Source organism: Streptomyces venetus (genome assembly GCF_039540295.1).
Lineage (GTDB): Bacteria > Actinomycetota > Actinomycetes > Streptomycetales > Streptomycetaceae > Streptomyces > Streptomyces venetus.
Window position 1 is genome coordinate 820,567 of record NZ_BAABET010000002.1, and the last position, 16,482, is coordinate 837,048.

Genomic DNA, 16,482 nt, shown 5'->3' on the forward strand with positions numbered 1-16,482 from the left:
GGCGGCGGGGGCGTGGCCGAAGTCGTGCGGCGGACGGGGCCGTCCGGGCGTACGGTCGAAAGCATGCGCATTGTCATCGCTGGTGGTCATGGTCAGATCGCGTTGCGGCTGGAGCGGCTGCTCGCCGCGCGCGGAGACGAGGTAGCGGGGATCATCCGCAAGGCCGAACAGGCCGACGATCTGCGGGAGGCCGGTGCCGAACCGATCGTGCTCGACCTGGAGTCGGCGTCCGTGGACGAGGTCGCGGAGCGGCTGCGGGGTGCCGACGCGGCGGTGTTCGCGGCGGGCGCGGGCCCGGGCAGCGGGACGGCCCGCAAGGAGACCGTGGACAAGGCCGCGGCGATCCTCTTCGCGGACGCTGCGGTGAAGGCGGGTGTACGGCGTCTCGTGGTCGTGTCGTCCATGGGCGCCGACCCGCAGCACGAGGGCGACGAGATCTTCGACGTGTACCTGCGCGCCAAGGGCGAGGCGGACGCGTACGTGCGCGGCCTGGACGCCCTGGACTGGACGATCCTGCGCCCCGGTCAGCTCACCGACGACGCCGGCACCGGTCTCGTACGCCTGGAGGCCCACACGGGCCGCGGGCCGATCCCGCGCGACGACGTGGCCGCCGTACTGGCCGAGCTGGTGGACACTCCCGCGACGGCCGGGCTCACGCTGGAGCTGATCAGCGGTCCGGCGCCGGTGTCCGTGGCCGTGAAGTCGGTGGCGGGCAACTGAGCTTGCCGGAGGGCGCGCCTGAGGGTGGAACGGGGGTTGCGGGCTCGCGTGCGGCGTTGCTCCGGGCGGGGTGAGGGGGGTGGGTCGGCCCTGGCCGGGCGAAGGTGGTTGAGCGGCCCGGGTTGGGGCGAAGGTGGTTTCGGCCCTGGTCGGGCGAAGGTGGCTGGGCGGCCCGAGTTGGGCGAAGGTGGGGGCTGGCTGGTCGGCCGCCGGGTCGGCCATGTGCTCGACCGCCGGGTCGGCCGTCTGCTCGGCCGTCAGGTCGGCCATCTGTTCGCGCTCAGAACAAGGGGAGTTGGCCGGGGAAGTCCGGTACCGCGTAGCCGTCGAGGGAGGGCTGTTCCGGGCCGGGGCGGGCCTGGCGGCGGGAGCCCGGGCACGAGGTGAGTTCGCCGTGCTCCCGGGCGCCGGGCGGGTCGTGGCGCGCGTACCGCCCGGCGACGACGGCGATCTCGCGACGGCACTCGGGGCAGGTTCTGCGACGGGAGGACATGGGGTCAGTGTGCCGCGTGCGCGGGCCGCGTATGCCTCTCCCCTGACCGCAGGCCCTCCCTGCCGCTTGCTCCTTCCCTGCCCGCCCGCCTCGGCCTGAGGGCGCGTCTCCCCCGTGTCAGCCGTCCGCCCACCGGGCCCTCACCTCATCAGGTTGCTTAAGTCAATCAATCGGCCTAGCTTTGACGCGTCGCGTTGTCCCTGACGGCCCATACGGAGGCCCGACCATGCCCCAAGCCCTTCCCCGACCAGCCGGCGACGGGAGGTCCGTGGCGCCGCGGGCCAACGCCGTCGTGGCGGTCCTGGCCTTCGGCGGGATCGTGGTCTCGCTGATGCAGACTCTGGTGATCCCGATCGTCCCGGAGCTCCCCCGGCTGCTCGACGCTCCGGCCTCGGACACCGCCTGGGCCGTCACCGCCACGCTGCTCGCCGCCGCCGTCGCCACCCCGATGACGGGCCGGCTCGGCGACATGTACGGCAAGCGGCGGATGCTCCTGGTCAGCCTCCTCATGCTGGTGGCCGGCTCGGTGACCGCCGCGCTCAGCGACACGCTCGCCCCGATGATCGTCGGACGGGCGCTCCAGGGACTCGCGTCCGGCGTGATCCCGCTCGGCATCAGCATCATGCGGGACGAACTGCCCGCCGAACGGCTCGGGTCGGCGACCGCGCTGATGAGCGCCTCCCTCGGTGTCGGCGGCGCCCTCGGGCTGCCCGCCGCCGCCCTGATCGCGGACAACTTCGACTGGCACGTGCTGTTCTGGGCCTCGGCCGCTCTGGGGGCGGTCGCCCTCGTGCTGGTGCCGGCCATGGTGCCGGAGTCGGAGGTGCGGACCGGCGGCCGCTTCGACCTGGTCGGCGGCATCGGTATGGCGGCGGGGCTGGTCTCCCTGCTGCTGGCGATCTCCAAGGGCGCCGACTGGGGGTGGAGCAGCGGCACCACGCTGGGCCTGTTCGCGGCTGCCGTCGTCGTACTGCTGGTGTGGGGCTGGTGGGAACTCCGCGTGAAGGAGCCGCTGGTCGACCTCCGCACCACCGCCCGCCGTCAGGTGCTGGTCACCAACCTCGCCTCGATCGCCGTCGGGTTCGCGATGTTCGCGATGTCGCTCGTCATTCCGCAGCTCTTGCAGTTGCCCGAGGCGACCGGCTACGGCCTCGGCGAGTCGCTGCTCGTCGCCGGTCTGACGATGGCCCCGTCCGGCCTGGTCATGATGGCCACGGCGCCCGTCTCCGCCGCCCTGTCCAAGGCCAAGGGGCCGAAGATCACCCTGATGGTCGGTGCCCTCGTCGTGGCCGCCGGATACGGGCTGAACATCGCGCTGATGTCCGAGCTCTGGCACTTCGTGCTGGTCACCTGCGTCATCGGCGCCGGTATCGGCTTCACCTACGGTGCGATGCCCGCACTCATCATGAGCGCCGTGCCGGCCTCGGAGACGGGTGCGGCGAACAGCCTCAACACGCTGATGCGGTCCATCGGCACGTCGACGGCCAGTGCGGTGGCCGGCGTGATCCTGGCGCAGATGACGACGGCCTTCGGGCAGACGGCCCTGCCGTCCAAGAACGGGTTCAAGGTCGTCCTGGCCATCGGGGCCGGGGCCGCGCTGCTCGCCTTCGTGGTCGCCTCGTTCATTCCGAAGCAGCGGGTCGCGGGGGCGGCTGTCGCGATGCCGGCCAGTGAGGAACCGGGTGCTGACGGGGCGGCGGTCGGTGATGCTCTGACAGGTGAGGTGGAACCGGCTGCGGTTGAGGGATCGCCCCTCGTCGCGGAGGCCGAGGCGGGCGGGTCCGCCCCGGGCGGGACCCCCGTACGGGGCCGTGTGCTCGGGGCCGAGCGGGCCCCGGTCGCCGGGGCGGCGGTGACGTTGATCTCGCTCGGCGGGAAGCAGCTCGGGCGGGCGGTCTCGCGGGACGACGGATCGTACGGCGTGGACGCGCCGGGCGCCGGTTCCTACGTCCTGATCGCCTCGTCGGAGGGCTACCAGCCGCAGGCCTCCACGATCGTCGTGGCCGGTGAGCCGCTGGCGTACGAGGTGCTGCTGAGCGGCACCAGCGGTCTCGCCGGTGTGGTGCGCTGCGCGGACAGCGGGACGCCGGTCGCCGAGGCCGTGGTCATCGTGACGGATGTTCGGGGGGAGGTGCTGGCCACCGGACGGACTGATGTGCTGGGCGAGTTCACCGTCACCGACCTGGTGCCGGGCCCGGTGACCCTCGCGGTCAGCTCCCCCAAGCACCGGCCGCTGGCCCAGGTCGTGGAGGTCGGCGGGGCCGGGACCACGCGGGTCGAACTGGAGCTGCGCCCCGGCGCGCAGGTGCGGGGCACGGTGCGCGGAGGGGGCGCGCCGTTGAGCGACGCGCGGGTGACCCTGGTGGACGCGGCGGGCAACGTGGTCGCCACGACCCGTACCGGCCTCGACGGGGCGTACGCCTTCTCCGACCTGGACACCGGCGCGTACACGGTCATCGCCACCGGCTACCCGCCGCAGGCGGCGTCGGTGACGGTCCCGGGCGCCGGCGTGGACGGTCACGACATCGAACTCGCCCACGCAGGCGAGTAGTCCGGGGCCACCTCCCGACCGGGGCCGTGCCCCGAGTCCTCGCCGGGGCCCTGCCGCTTTCCTCCTGGGCCCCGGCTGGAACGCGCTCAGCCGGTTGCCGTCCCGAACCACCTGGGCAGCCGGCTGAGCAGCTCCCGCTGGTCCTCGCCGACCCACGCGACGTGGCCGTCGGGGCGCAGGAGCACTGCGGGGACGTCGAGTTCCTCACTGACGTCGACGACGTGGTCGACCCGGTCGGCCCAGCCGGCCACCGACAGCCGCCCGGTCTGGTCGAGCAGCAGGCCCCGGCCACCGCGCATCAGCTCGTAGAGGCGCCCCCGCTTCAGGGGGACGTCCCGCAGCCGCCGGCCCAGCAGTTCGTGACCCTCGCCGACGTCGTAGCCGAAGTCGTAGCGGAGCGCGATCGCGGTGATCTTCTCGATCAGGTACCGGTTCACGTCCTCCCTCTCCATCAGCTCCCCGAGCAGGCGGCGCACGGCCTGCGGCCCCGGCTCGGAGCGCAGCAGCTCGGTCTGTGCGCGGGTGTTGTCCAGCACCGCGGCGGCCACCGGGTGCCGCTCGGTGTGGTAGCTGTCCAGCAGTCCCTCCGGTGCCCAGCCGCGCACTTCGGCGGCGAGTTTCCAGCCGAGGTTGAACGCGTCCTGGATGCCGAGGTTGAGACCCTGCCCGCCGGTCGGCGGGTGGATGTGCGCCGCGTCACCCGCCAACAGGACCCGGCCGACGCGGTAGCGCTCGGCCAGCCGGGTGGCGTCGCCGAAACGGGACAGCCAACGCGGCGAGTGCACACCGAGGTCGGTGCCGCCGAAGTGCCGCAGCCGCTCCTTGAATTCGTCGAGGGTCGGCGGGACCGAGCGGTCCTCGACCACTCCCTTGGCGGGCACCGTGACGCGGTACCGCCCCTCCCCGAGAGGCATGGCGCCGAACCGCCACACGGTCTTGCGCACCTCGGCCGTGACAGCCGCCAGCTCCTCCGGCGACGCGGTCAGCTCCATCTCGCCCAGCAGCGTCTCGATCCTGGTGGGTTCACCGGGGAAGTCCACGCCGAGCAGCCTGCGCACGGTACTGCGGCCGCCGTCGCAGCCCACGAGGTAGCGCGAGCGCAGCCGCGTGCCGTCCGCCAGCTCGGCGGTCACGCCGTCGTCCTCCTGACTCAGCCCGACCAGCTCGCTGTCTCGCCGGATCTCGGTGCCGAGCTCGACGGCGTGCTCGGTCAGCAGGCGTTCGGTCACGCTCTGCGGGATGCCGAGGACGTACGAATGGGCGGTGTCCATCCGGGCGGGCCACGACGTGCCCAGGCCGCCGAAGAAACCGCCGGTCTCGAACTTCCGACCGAGCGAGAGGAACCGCTCCAGCAGACCGCGCTGGTCCATCAGCTCGATGCTGCGCACATGGATGCCGAGCGCACGGGACTGCCCGGTCGGCTCCGCCAGCTTCTCCAGCACGGCCACGCGCACGTCACGCAGGCGGAGCTCACCGGCCAGCATCATGCCGGTGGGTCCCCCGCCGACCACGATCACGTCCAACATCCCGGCCCCCAATTTCCCCGATTTCACCTTCGGCCGGAGATTCTGCGGGACTACGGGGGCCTTGCCGCAAGGCCCCCCTCGTGTTATAAGTTGAGAGTGGCAAGGAGATAGCTCCTTGCCTTTCTTTTTTGCTCGGGCAGGCCGGGAGCGCGTGCCGCCATGGGGCGGCGACAGGGGCCCGCCTCGATCAACATGCCCAGGCGGTAGGGGGCTTGGAGGGGGTACGTCGTGCCGCCCTCGGGCGCCAGGGAGGGCCGGGCGCCGACAGGGCGTCCGTCTTCCTGCGCCATTTCTCCACGACCTGAGAATTGCTACACGCAGCATTTCGGAATTCCGGCGAATTGCAGCATGGTTCGATATCGGTCACTCGATATCGATCACCGGGGAACGGCTTTCCCCGGCCCGGACGCCGTCCTCACCTAACACCCGGCTTCGCCGGCGGGTGCCACGACCGTCGGGCTCCACACGCCGCCGACGTCTGCCACCCTGGGCCGTGACGCACGTCACCCACCCCTGGATGCTTCGGACCCGCACGACGAAGACCCCCTCTCGTCTGCGTCTCCGCAGAAGAGAGGGGGTCTTCCCCAGTGTGGCGGCGCCAGGATTCGAACCTGGGAAGGCTGAGCCGGCAGATTTACAGTCTCATCACGTCCAGCAGGCCGCCTAGCCTCTGACCTCCGATGATGCCCGTCGCGTGATCCTGATGACCTTTCACCGTCCACGCCTCGTCCACTACCGAAGCCCTCATCGGCTCATTCCGTCATGAAGCGATGCGCGGCCAGGCCGAGACTCGCCGTACCCATGAACGCTGCACCGCTGGCCCCGACTACCGCGGGCCCTGCGGCCCCAGCCATCTGGAAGAGCACACCCGCGGCAACAGCTCCAACCACGCTGGCCAGAAGAATGATCGCCAGCCAGACGGCCTTCTGCGAAGGGTTGTTCCCGTTCACCTGTTCTCCTCCCCTCAGCGCTTCTGCGCCGAGACGACCTTGTTCGCCAACGCCTCCCCTGGCGGGCAATCCCAAGGTGACAGAGGCAAAACCACAGGTCAAAGGGCATAGTGAGCGTTACTGGAGGAGACTACCTGCCGTCCTGATGTACCACATGAGAGCCTGCGGAGTAGCAAAATGGCCTTTTAGCAGAAGCGCTTGTCCGCTCTCAGGGGAAGGTATAAGGAGGAACCCCCGGAACCCCTGGTACCCCTGGGACCCCTGTATCCCCGGTTTCTCCTTCAGGAAGGTCGATGACTTTGCCCAACCCCCTCTACCCCTCTGCGGTCAGGAAGCTCGAGCAGGCGGCCGACCGGGCTGCGCGGCGCGGGAAGGTCCCATTTCCGCCATCGTTCGTCAGGTCCCAAATCGACGGAGTACGACCGCCCCTTGCCCGACTCATCCAGGGGGGCCGGGGAGGAGAAGTCCGCCTCAAGCTCTATCTATGCATCACGATGATGGCTACGGCTAAGCCGTACGACCTTCGACAGCCACCGGCTCCGCATGCGTGGGCGCGCATGCTCGCCTTACCTTCGGATACAGGGCCAAGGCGGGTAAACAGCAACCTCAAGTGGTTGAGTCAGAACGGGTTCATTGAATTGGAACCTAGGCGTGGCAATACCCCAGCCATCAAGCTGATCTCCACCGAGCAGCCGGGAGGTGTATACGTCCGCGCAAGTACTCAGGGACGATACGTGGGTATCCCCATCGAGTTCTGGCGGCACGGCTGGATTCTCCATCTGAGTGCAACTGGGATCGCACTACTCTTTGCACTAATAGAAGCTCAGGGCGGCTACAAAAAGCCACGTTACGTCACCAAGGAGCGGCGCGATTCCTATGGCCTTTCTCATAACACATGGACCGCGGCAAGGAAGGAGCTTGAGAAACAGGGGTTCCTGATGGTCAAGCAGACTCCACAAGGGAGCGATTTCGACTATCGCAGGTTGCGGAATTCATACTGGGTAGATGAAGGCAGGTTTCTAGACCCACCGGGTTCCATCCTGCCTCCGGGGTCCACAGTTCTCCAGGGCCCTGGTTAAAATACACATTCTCCACGTACAGGGTCGGGAAGAATAATGCGACAGTCGAGTGAGCCAGAAGAAGCTAGAGCACGCGCTAATTTCAGCGCAAGGAGCCGTACCATCCTCGCCCAACGAGCCGCATATCGATGCTCCAATCCAAATTGCGGAGCGTTGACAATTGGCCCCGGCGATAAGGGGGACGATGTTGCCATTAGCGGAACGGGCGCGCATATCTACGCAGCAGCGAGCGGCGGGCCGCGCGGAACAGGCGGTTTGCCACCTGTCGAGAGGAGCGCTCTCACTAACGGCATATGGCTCTGTGCTACATGCGGAAGACTAGTCGATACGAATGATGGGAATGCATACCCTGCCCCTCTGCTGCGAAGCTGGAAAGACTGGCATGAGACACGAACTCGACTCGAAATGGGAGGGTACGCCAGACCAATAGGGTGGATCCAATCGCTGGATATAATCGATCACTTTCTCTTGGCGCCGTCAGTTGTGCGGTTCTCACGCTGCAATCTCATCATAGGAAACAACGGGTCAGGAAAGACAGTTCTTCTGTCACTGCTACAGTCAATGTCGGATCCCGACACTCTTACCGGGATGAGACTTGAACCTTCACCGCGCATAAACGCTAGAGTCAACTGGTACGACCCCCAACCGAGGATCGCCGAAATTTTAGCGGAAGAACACTCACTAGCTTTTCGAGTTGATGGCGTTGAGGCGTTTTTCCCGCCGCGGCCATTTCGAACAATCTCTGTACGCGAGCCGGTATCGACCCGAAGTGGGAATTTGACAATCCTGGCCCGCAGTCTAGGAATTCCTAAGTGGGTAGTGCGTAACGCAGTGGAACGAATGCCGGACGTCCTGACGGAAGCCATAATGGAGACTGCGACAGATGGAGAACAAGTAGCTTTTCGTGCCCCCGGCGACTCGATTTTGCGGCCTTTCGAATATCACTCTGGTGGGCGTCAGAATGCGTTCACCGTGCAGCTAATCGCGACAATCGGGGAGGTGCAAGCGCGCAGCGAACCTACGATTCTTCTTCTTGATGCTGCTACAGCGGCCGTGGATTTCGAGACAAGAAAGCGGATGTTTGACCTACTTAGCTCACCAGCCCGGTCCTTCCAGACGATCGTCACGTCTTCAGCACCATTTCAGGTGGGCCATGAGTGGACGGTTTCCCTATTGCGACGAAAGGCGAACGGTTTGACTCACGTCATCCAAGATCTTCCCGAATCGGTGGCTCAGCTCGTACACCACGAGGCGTGAGGGAACCCGCAGTCTGCACAAGATCGCTACTCCGCACCCCCTGTGACCTGCTGCTCAGCCGCATACGGGTGCCAGGACAGGCAAAGCCGTCCGCGTCTCGCTCCTGATCTTGAAACCGTCCGTGCGCACCGCTGTGCGCGACCCCTCCGCGACGGCCGGCAGTCGTGGGAGGCTTACCGGTGGTGTCGACTGCCCGGCGGAGAGGGAGAGCGAGTGTCGCAGCAGGCCAACCCTCGGGGGACTTTCCTGAAGATTGCCGACTCAGTGAAGAGGCAGATCGAGGATGACCCGACCATGACAGAGCTGCCGTCGCTGGCTGAACTCATGCGCGATCACAAGGTCTCGCGCGGGGTCGCCCTGCGCGCGTTCAGCGTGCTGCGCCAGGAAGGCGTGGCCGAACCGGTGCGGGGGGAACGGTGGCGAGTCGTACGCGCGGGGGCGCCAGTCGACCGGCGCCCACTCGATCAGCGAATCGCAGAGATCATCGCGACTGAGGGACTCGAAGTAGGGGAAGCGTTTCCGAGCGCTTCCGCACTGGCCGAACGGTTCGGGGTGTCACGTCCGACCGTGACGAAGGCGCTGGAGAAGTTGGAGGCCGTCGGCGTGCTGGCGGGTGGAGGACAGGGCAAGGTGCGGACGGTCCGCGCCGTGCCGGCGCGAGAGGGGCGTTCGTAGCTTGTCGACGTTGACGGAGTGGGCCTATCCCCTGGCTGAGTCCCTGCTCGCTGAGCCGCTACCGCGACGCTGGAAACACTGCCTCGGGGTCGCTGAGAGAGCGCGCACCATCGCGCTCATCCTCGATCAGGACGCGGACCTGTTGGAGGCTGCTGCGGTCCTGCACGACATCGGCTACGCGCCGGATCTCGCCAAGACGGGCTTTCACCCCTTGGACGGTGCGCGGTACCTCCGGGACGTGGCCGCTGCTGACGAGCAGGTCGTCAACCTGGTCGCCCATCACTCGTGCTCATGGCTTGAGGCGGATGCGCGCGGCCTGCGTGCTGAGCTTGACAGCGAGTTCCCCCGTGAGAGCGAGCACCTGAACGACGCGCTCTGCTACTGCGACATGAACACCACCCCGGACGGCACCCCGACCAACCCCGTGGACCGGATCAACGAAATCACCGGGCGCTACGGGCCGGACAGCCTGATCGGCAAGTTCATCCGGCGCGCCGAACCCGAGATCCTCGCGTGCACATGCCGCGTCCTCGAACGGGTCGCCGCCGCCAAGCGTCAGCCGATGTAAGGCGCCGTGCGCGTCCGGTCCATGGCGTGCTCAATCCGGAGCCGCATCGTGGGGTGCACGTCCAGCGTCGCCAGGTCCGCCGGGGCAACCCAGCGGACCTGAGTCGTCTCGCTGCTCGTACGGAGGTCACCGCCGACCGGCCGGGCCCGGAAGCAAATGCTGAACTGCTGTCGTACTTCGCCATCGTCGTACTGCATGACGTGCCCGGGGTCTGTGTAGAGGCCGGACACGTCGACCACTTCCGCCCTGATGCCGGTCTCTTCCCAGACCTCACGCACCACCGTGTCGCTGATGGACTCCCCCACGTCGTGACCACCGCCGGGCAGTGCCCACCTACCGTTGTCAGAACGCTGGATCATCAACACCTGCCCCGCGTCGTTCTGGACTAAAGCAACGACGGACGGCACAACCGAGTTGGCCGGCGGAGCGTCCGGGTCGTGCAGGTAGTCGATACGTCCCATGGTCAGGCTCCCGTGATGCTCTTGACGTCCTGGTCAGTGATCGGACGCGCGTTCTCCCAGGTGTGATCGATGCTATTCGCGTACGTGTCGAAGAGGCTTCCGCCGGGGAGTCGCCGCAGGTGCAGTACGGGCGCCATGTAGGCGCCAATGCCGTAGACGTGGGGATTGACGAGCATCTCGTCATCGGCCCGGTAAATCGAGTTGTACAGGGTCGAGTCGTGCAGCCGGAAACCGACGTCCGGGTGGCTGCGCATGAGGGGCCGATACAGCACGAGTGCGTTGCGAATCTTGCCGTCCATGATGTGGTGCCCCTCGTCAACGCCGCGTTGCCGGACAGCCGCACACTCCGGGTCCCCGAGCAGGATGCGCACCCGCGCCCCGGCTTCCACCTTCGCCTTTACAAGGTCATGGAAGAGCGGGTCTTCGGACAGGAAAAGGCCGGAGTACACGAGGACGTCAAGGTTGCGCTCAGCACGTCCGTACAGCTCTCGCCAGAACCCGGAAGGCACCGCGTGTCGATGCGGGTAGACAGTCGCTATCTCGGCTTTGGTCAGGTCGGCCGCACTGTCGACGGTCCGCTCGTCCTCCCACAGCGTGGTCACGTCGACATTGAGGGCCGCCGCCGTCGCGTACTGGTGACGCAGGTACGGCACCTTGCCCTGAGTGATCCAGCGTTCGACCGTCTTGGGGCTCACCCCGATCGCCTCAGCGAGGCTCTGCACGGTCATGCCACGGGCGAGGAGAGCGGTTCGTAAGCGCTCGTTCGACATCTGCACCCCCGGTGGGACGTCTAGGGACTTCTTGACCGTAGCCAGAAGTCCCAGAGCTGTCCATGAGCGGGGTAACCAACTCCCCTGATCTGCGGGGATTCTGAAGATACGCCAAGACATCCCGGCGCGAGACGAAGAGATTGCGTCGCTGTACTTGACGGCCTCCTATGCAGTACCTGTAAAACAGGTACTACACCGCACGGAGGAAAGCCCCCCGCTCTCGCTGGGGGTGAGTACGAAGGAAGCGGCCGTTGGTTGACAACTGAACAAGTGGGCCACGTCTCCCCGAGTCGAAAAGACGGACCGCGCGGCATCAAGTCGCGCCCAATGTCCCTGCGAACGCGGGAGGTCGGTGTGAACCGACGCCATATCCAGGCGCCGCCGGTACGGACCGGCTGGCGGCGCCGTACCGACAGTTCGGTCCGTTCTGGTTCGCGGCGCTGATGCTGCGGCCGGCTGCCTCTCCCGCCCGTCCGTTCCGCGCTCTGCGTGAGGACGTACGGGCGGGAGCGCGGGGAGCCGGAACCGACTCCAACGGCAAGCGGCTCCCGGGTGGCACCCCGGGAGCCGCATCGGGCCGTTCCACGCTGAGAGGAACACGACCCAATGAACCACATCGTCACTGTTCAGGACGCTGTTACCGCGTTCGCTCCCTGGATGGAGCCGACAGACGCTGAGCTGGACGCGATCGAGTCGGAGATGCCCGCGATCCTGGCGGACGTCGACCTGCTCGACGCGCAGATCGTCACCCTGGACCGCACGCCGACCGAGCTGGACGAGCGCCGCATCCGCCGGGCCCGCCGCCGGGTGCTCGCCGCCCGGCGGGACCTGGTCAACCGCACGGCCGGCGCGAGCCTCCCGGGTGGTGCCGCATGAGTGCCACCGAGCAGAACCTGACCGCCGCGCACGCTGAGGTGAAGGCGGAGATCACGCGGACCGACACGAAGACCGGTCTGCTGCTGGCGTTCGTCGGTGCGGTACTCGCCGGCGCCTGGACGGTCGCCCGTGACCTGCCGATGAACCTGCCCGCCTACGTCGTTGGCGGTCTCGGTATGACGGTGCTGGTCGCAGCGGCTGGTCTGCTGCTGCGGTCGGTGCGGCCGAACATGCGCGGCCGTCACGGCTTCCCGCTGTGGGCCACCCTCACGGCGGACGAGATCAGCGAGGCCGTCGCCCGGGACCTGGCCGCCGACATCGCCGGACTGTCCCGGCTCGCGGTCACCAAGTTCACCTGCCTGCGCCGTGCGGTCGACCTGACCTGCGCTGGCGGGGCACTGCTCGTCCTCGCCGCCGTATTCACCCTGTGGGGTGGGGCGTGAACGAGCTGCTGACGCTGGACGCTCTGGCCGCGCCCCTGCGCGTGCTGCGGCTGCTCGCCGCTGACTTCGGGCACCTGCCCGCCCCGGACGTCGACCTGTCCCGCATCTACCCCGAACGGCTGACCCTGCGCTTCCACGAGGGTCTGCACGCGTTCGAGGCGTGGCGGGAAGCCCTGGCCGTGCCGCCGGAACAGGTGACCCACGGGCTGCAGGCCGCCGGCACCACGCGCGTGCTGAAGGCGTCGACCGACTACGCGGGCGCCGAGGTGCACCTGACCGGCTACACCGACGTACCCGCGGCGGACGGGGGTGCGGCGTGAACGCCAAGACCGTTCTGCCCGCCGTCGCGATGACGGCGGTGTCCATGGTGCTCACCCTCGCCGTGGTCGTGATGTGGCTGGGCACGGCAATGCCGTGGCCCGTCGCCCTGGTCGTCGGTCTCGGCATCGACGGCGGATGGCTCGCCACCCTCGCCTACGAACGCCGGTTGGCCGCGCAGGGCGACCACAGCCACACCGTGACCGCCGTCGGCTGGGGCTTCGGACTGATCGCCACGGGCGTCCTGGTCACCCACGCGCTCACGGCTGAGGAGTCGGCCGGCGCGTGGCTGGCCGTGGCGTGGCTGCCGGTCGCGGCCAAGGCGCTGTGGCTGGTGCACGGGCTGTGGGAGCGAACCGCCCTCACCCCGGGCGCCCTCGGAGCGATCCGCGGGATTCAGCAAGAGGCCCGCGACGAGGCGGCCGTGGCCCGCGCCCGGCTGCTCGCCGAGGCGCGCACGGAGGAGACGCGGCTGACAGCCGTGACGGCCGCCGGGGCGCGCGTCGCACGCGTCCAAGCACGGACCGCCGCCACCCTGGCCGGGGCGTGGTCGACGCTGGAGACGGCGCGCGACGGCGAGGACACCGGCAGGGCGCTGACCAGCGTGACGACCCGCGTCACACCCGGCGTCACGCCCCCGTGGGAGCTTCCGGTGTGGGGTCCCACTCAGCCCGTTCCCGCGCTGGAGACGGGACCCGCGCTCACGGATGAGGCGCTTGACGCGCTGGTCGACGAGATCCGCCACAGCGAGACACCCGCACTGTCGTACCGGGAGATGTCAGCCCGCTTCCGCGCGGCCGGCCACGCCGCGTCCGAAGTCCGGTTGCGGGCCGCCTGGAAGCGCGTCGTCGCCTGATGGGGACGCTACCGGTCTACCGGTGGCACGTCGCCCCGGACGGCTACGCCACCCGCCGCCAACTCAGGGCGCGCGGCCTGCGCCCGGGCGGTCAGGGCGTGGCCGCGCAGCTCGAACGCCCTCGCCGCCGGCGGGGGCCGCTGGTCGCCTACCTGTACCGCGTCGACCTGGCCAAGCCCGTCCGGCCGATGACCCCGGGCCGGTGGGCGGCGCTCGCCGCAGCGAACACCGCCCGCCGCATCTGCCCCGCCTGCCGGCGTGACGCCGGATACGTCATCCCCGCCTCGCTCGGCACCTGCGTGCCCTGCGCCTACCCCGACCCGCACGGGTCCGAAGGGAGTACCTGATGGGCAACTCCGACATCCGCCGTCTGGACCGCGAGATCCGGGCGACCACAAAGAAGCTGGAAGCCGTGCGGCGGGGCGAGTGGTGGCCGCTGACCAGCCGTGAACGGCTCGCCATGACTCGCGCGATGGCCAGCGGCGCCCGCAGCATCCACCGGGGCCGCAGCACGACCGGCGCCGAGAACCGGATGGACTCCATCGGATCGGCCGCCGAGATGCGGCTGAACGCGGAACTGACCGCCCTGCACGGCGAGCGTCAGCGCCTCATCACCGAGGCCGCCCGCGACAAGGCCAAGAAGAAGTCATCCGGCTGGTTCTGACCAGCCATCACGCCGGGGTGGCCGCCTCTTTCCACGGACACGGCCACCCCGGCCCTCCCTTACTCCCGCCCTCGAAGGGGCAGTCAGGAGAACTCCCAGCATGTCTGAGAACGTCGTCCACCTCCACAAGCCCACCGACCAGACCCCCGACACCACCCCCACGGTCCTGACCGTGGTCCCTGACGCGCCGCCCGCCCGGCCCGTGCCCCTGTGGCTCCGCTCCGGACGCGCGGTGAAGACGGCCGCCACGCACGAGACGACCAGGGCCACCGTCCGCGCGGTCGCCCGGCATGGGTCCTACACGTTCAACGGCGGCCGGATCGTGGCCCGTCGAGCCTGGGACGGCCGTACCGGCTCCCGCTACGAGCGGATGATCCGGGCGGCGGAAGCCGCGGGGAACCTGGAAGCGGCCGAAGAGTGGGAGGAGCGGTTGCAGCGCTTCCGCGCCGCCCGCCATCACCGCCGCATGGACCTGCTGCACTCGCCCGTGGAGGCCGCCAAGGGCGTAGCCGTCGGCGCCGGCATGAGCGTCGGAGTCCTGGTCGCCCTCGGCATCGTCATGGCCCTCAACACCGGCCACGCCGCCGACGTCATCACCCCCCTGACCGCGACCATCGACTTCATCGCCCTCCTGATCCGGATCGTCCAGATCGTGTGGGGTCCGGCGCTCACGATCGGCCCGTTCCTCGCCCTGCTCGCCCTGTGGTCGGTCGGCCGCAAGCAGCACGCCGCCCCGAACTGGGCACTCCCGGCGAACATCCGCAACGGCGAGGGTGAGCCGATCACGCCGTCCATCGTGGTCAAGGCCCTGCGCGACCTCGGAGTCCCCGCCCTGGCCCGCGCCATCAAGGAAATGGGCGACGCCGGCGCGAGCATGCTCGGACCGATCACCATCGCCGGATGCGGTGTCGAGGTCGACGTGACCCTGCCTTCTGGGGTGTCGACCAACGAGGTGCAGAACAAGCGCCGCAAGCTCGCCGAGAACCTGACCCGGCACGAACACGAAGTGTTCATCACCATCCCGCAGGCCGCGCGGACGGTGCGGCTGTGGATCGCAGACTCGGGAGCGCTGGATGAGCCGATCGGCCCGTCCCCGCTGGTCACCGACGACACGCTGACCGCCGACTACACCAAGGGCCGCGCTCCCTGGGGACAGGACCTGCGCGGGGACGCCGCCGCGCTGAGCCTCTACCAGCGCCACCTGCTCATCACGGGCCTGTCGAACCAGGGCAAGACCGTGGCCCTGCGCTCCCTCGCACTGTGGCTGTCGCTGGACAAGTCGGTGCAGTTCCTCATGGGTGACCTCAAGGGCGTGGGTGACTGGGCCATGTTCGACGGGCTCGCCTCGACCCTGATCCAGGGTCCGACGGATGAGCACGTGATCCAGGTGACCGAGATGGTCGAGGGCGCCGTCGACGAGATGAACCGCCGTATCCAGGCGCCGCCCGGCACCACCTTCCCGCCGCTGATCGTGCTGGTCGACGAGGCGCAGGTGGCGTTCATGTGCCCGGCCAAGGACGAGGAGAAGCGGCCGTATGGCGGGTCCAAGGCCAACTCCCGGTACTTCATGGCCGTCCGCAAGATCCACAACCAGGGGCGGGCCGTGAACGTCCTGATGTGGCAGGGCACCCAGGACCCGACCAACGAGAACCTTCCCAAGCTGGTCCGCGAGGGCGCCCACACGCGCGCCTCCCTCGCCCTGGGCACCGAGTCGCAGGCCCGCATGGCTCTGGGAGACAAGGCGGTCGACGGGGGCGCGGCGCCGAACCTGCTGCGTCCGGGCCTGGACCGGGGAACCCTGGTCGTCGCTTCCGACGGGATCACCATCCCGGCCGGACAGTCGTCCATCACGGTGCGCACGCACTACATCGACGACGACGCCGCCGAAGCCATCACCGAGCGGGCCAAGGCCCTGCGCGACGGCGTCACCACCCTGCACGCCATCGACCGGGGCGAGGACCACGACCCGCTGATCGACATCTTCGACGTCATCGGCACCGCTTCGCGGGTGCGGACGAAGGACGTGTTGGCGCGGCTCGCCACTCTGAACGCGGACGCTTACGGCGGCTGGTCGTTCATCGATCTCAAGCGCGTCTTGGACGACGCCGGCGCCGAGCCGTACAAGTCCGACGGCGTGATGGTCGTCGCCCGCGACCGGGTCGCCCGCGCCCTCGCCAACCGCGACAACGAGGGTTCCGCTTCCGTCGATGGATGACAGGGAGCCGACCCCCGCACGGGTCAGGGAGGCAGGGAGAACTCCCTGACCGCCTCCCTG

The 16,482-nt window shown here is 68.6% G+C and carries 17 protein-coding genes; 12 read left to right on the forward strand and 5 right to left on the reverse strand.

Features of this window, described 5'->3' with window-relative positions:
- Positions 1 to 63: 63 nt before the first annotated feature.
- A complete protein-coding gene (locus tag ABEA82_RS08675) occupies positions 64 to 720 on the forward strand; it encodes an NAD(P)H-binding protein (protein WP_345660765.1) in 657 nt (218 codons plus the stop codon).
- Between the two features lie 280 nt (positions 721 to 1,000).
- Here ABEA82_RS08675 and ABEA82_RS08680 read toward each other — a convergent pair whose 3' ends face one another.
- Positions 1,001 to 1,213: a hypothetical protein gene (locus ABEA82_RS08680; RefSeq protein WP_020275027.1), complete on the reverse strand. Its 213-nt coding sequence runs from the start codon at positions 1,211 to 1,213 to the stop codon at positions 1,001 to 1,003.
- A 226-nt stretch (positions 1,214 to 1,439) separates the two neighbouring features.
- Between ABEA82_RS08680 and ABEA82_RS08685 the strand changes: the two genes are divergently transcribed.
- The gene (locus ABEA82_RS08685; RefSeq protein WP_345660766.1) at positions 1,440 to 3,764 is read left to right on the forward strand and encodes an MFS transporter; all 2,325 of its coding nucleotides are present in this window, start codon (positions 1,440 to 1,442) and stop codon (positions 3,762 to 3,764) included.
- 86 nt (positions 3,765 to 3,850) lie between these two features.
- On the opposite strand, the gene rox is transcribed toward ABEA82_RS08685, so the two are convergent.
- Positions 3,851 to 5,290 carry a rifampin monooxygenase gene (gene rox / locus ABEA82_RS08690; protein ID WP_345660767.1) on the reverse strand — a complete coding sequence of 480 codons (1,440 nt, stop codon included), beginning with the start codon at positions 5,288 to 5,290 and terminating at the stop codon, positions 3,851 to 3,853.
- 752 nt (positions 5,291 to 6,042) lie between these two features.
- On the reverse strand, positions 6,043 to 6,240 hold the full coding sequence (locus ABEA82_RS08695) for a hypothetical protein (RefSeq protein ID WP_345660768.1): 198 nt from the start codon (positions 6,238 to 6,240) through the stop codon (positions 6,043 to 6,045).
- 1,919 nt (positions 6,241 to 8,159) lie between these two features.
- Between ABEA82_RS08695 and ABEA82_RS08700 the strand changes: the two genes are divergently transcribed.
- The 3 genes from ABEA82_RS08700 to ABEA82_RS08710 all read left to right on the forward strand — a co-directional run bounded on the left by ABEA82_RS08700 (position 8,160) and on the right by ABEA82_RS08710 (position 9,819).
- On the forward strand, positions 8,160 to 8,576 hold the full coding sequence (locus ABEA82_RS08700; protein ID WP_345660769.1) for a P-loop NTPase family protein: 417 nt from the start codon (positions 8,160 to 8,162) through the stop codon (positions 8,574 to 8,576).
- 213 nt (positions 8,577 to 8,789) lie between these two features.
- On the forward strand, positions 8,790 to 9,251 hold the full coding sequence (locus ABEA82_RS08705) for a GntR family transcriptional regulator (RefSeq protein WP_345660770.1): 462 nt from the start codon (positions 8,790 to 8,792) through the stop codon (positions 9,249 to 9,251).
- Between the two features lies 1 nt (position 9,252).
- Positions 9,253 to 9,819, forward strand: coding sequence for an HD domain-containing protein (locus ABEA82_RS08710; RefSeq protein ID WP_345660771.1), 567 nt, complete (start codon positions 9,253 to 9,255; stop codon positions 9,817 to 9,819).
- On the opposite strand, the gene ABEA82_RS08715 is transcribed toward ABEA82_RS08710, so the two are convergent.
- Together ABEA82_RS08715 and ABEA82_RS08720 are read right to left on the reverse strand one after the other, a co-directional pair.
- Positions 9,807 to 10,280, reverse strand: coding sequence for an NUDIX domain-containing protein (locus ABEA82_RS08715; RefSeq protein WP_345660772.1), 474 nt, complete (start codon positions 10,278 to 10,280; stop codon positions 9,807 to 9,809). The genes ABEA82_RS08710 and ABEA82_RS08715 overlap by 13 nt on opposite strands.
- A gap of 2 nt (positions 10,281 to 10,282) precedes the next feature.
- On the reverse strand, positions 10,283 to 11,050 hold the full coding sequence (locus tag ABEA82_RS08720) for a helix-turn-helix domain-containing protein (RefSeq protein ID WP_345660773.1): 768 nt from the start codon (positions 11,048 to 11,050) through the stop codon (positions 10,283 to 10,285).
- Between the two features lie 606 nt (positions 11,051 to 11,656).
- On the opposite strand from ABEA82_RS08720, the gene ABEA82_RS08725 reads away from it, so the two are divergent.
- From ABEA82_RS08725 to ABEA82_RS08755, 7 genes are all read left to right on the forward strand, one after another.
- Positions 11,657 to 11,926, forward strand: coding sequence for a DUF6284 family protein (locus ABEA82_RS08725; protein ID WP_345660774.1), 270 nt, complete (start codon positions 11,657 to 11,659; stop codon positions 11,924 to 11,926).
- Positions 11,923 to 12,369, forward strand: coding sequence for a Pycsar system effector family protein (locus ABEA82_RS08730; RefSeq protein ID WP_345660775.1), 447 nt, complete (start codon positions 11,923 to 11,925; stop codon positions 12,367 to 12,369). Before ABEA82_RS08725 ends, ABEA82_RS08730 begins: the two co-directional genes overlap by 4 nt.
- The gene (locus ABEA82_RS08735; RefSeq protein ID WP_345660776.1) at positions 12,366 to 12,689 is read left to right on the forward strand and encodes a hypothetical protein; all 324 of its coding nucleotides are present in this window, start codon (positions 12,366 to 12,368) and stop codon (positions 12,687 to 12,689) included. Before ABEA82_RS08730 ends, ABEA82_RS08735 begins: the two co-directional genes overlap by 4 nt.
- Complete coding sequence (locus tag ABEA82_RS08740) at positions 12,686 to 13,543, forward strand: protein spdB (protein ID WP_345660777.1); 858 nt, start codon at positions 12,686 to 12,688, stop codon at positions 13,541 to 13,543. The genes ABEA82_RS08735 and ABEA82_RS08740 overlap by 4 nt, the downstream gene beginning before the upstream one ends.
- On the forward strand, positions 13,543 to 13,890 hold the full coding sequence (locus tag ABEA82_RS08745; protein ID WP_345660778.1) for an RRQRL motif-containing zinc-binding protein: 348 nt from the start codon (positions 13,543 to 13,545) through the stop codon (positions 13,888 to 13,890). The genes ABEA82_RS08740 and ABEA82_RS08745 overlap by 1 nt, the downstream gene beginning before the upstream one ends.
- On the forward strand, positions 13,890 to 14,207 hold the full coding sequence (locus ABEA82_RS08750) for a hypothetical protein (RefSeq protein ID WP_345660779.1): 318 nt from the start codon (positions 13,890 to 13,892) through the stop codon (positions 14,205 to 14,207). The genes ABEA82_RS08745 and ABEA82_RS08750 overlap by 1 nt, the downstream gene beginning before the upstream one ends.
- A 100-nt stretch (positions 14,208 to 14,307) precedes the next feature.
- Entirely contained in the window at positions 14,308 to 16,422 is a 2,115-nt protein-coding gene (locus tag ABEA82_RS08755) for an FtsK/SpoIIIE domain-containing protein (protein ID WP_345660780.1), read from the forward strand.
- Positions 16,423 to 16,482: the final 60 nt, after the last annotated feature.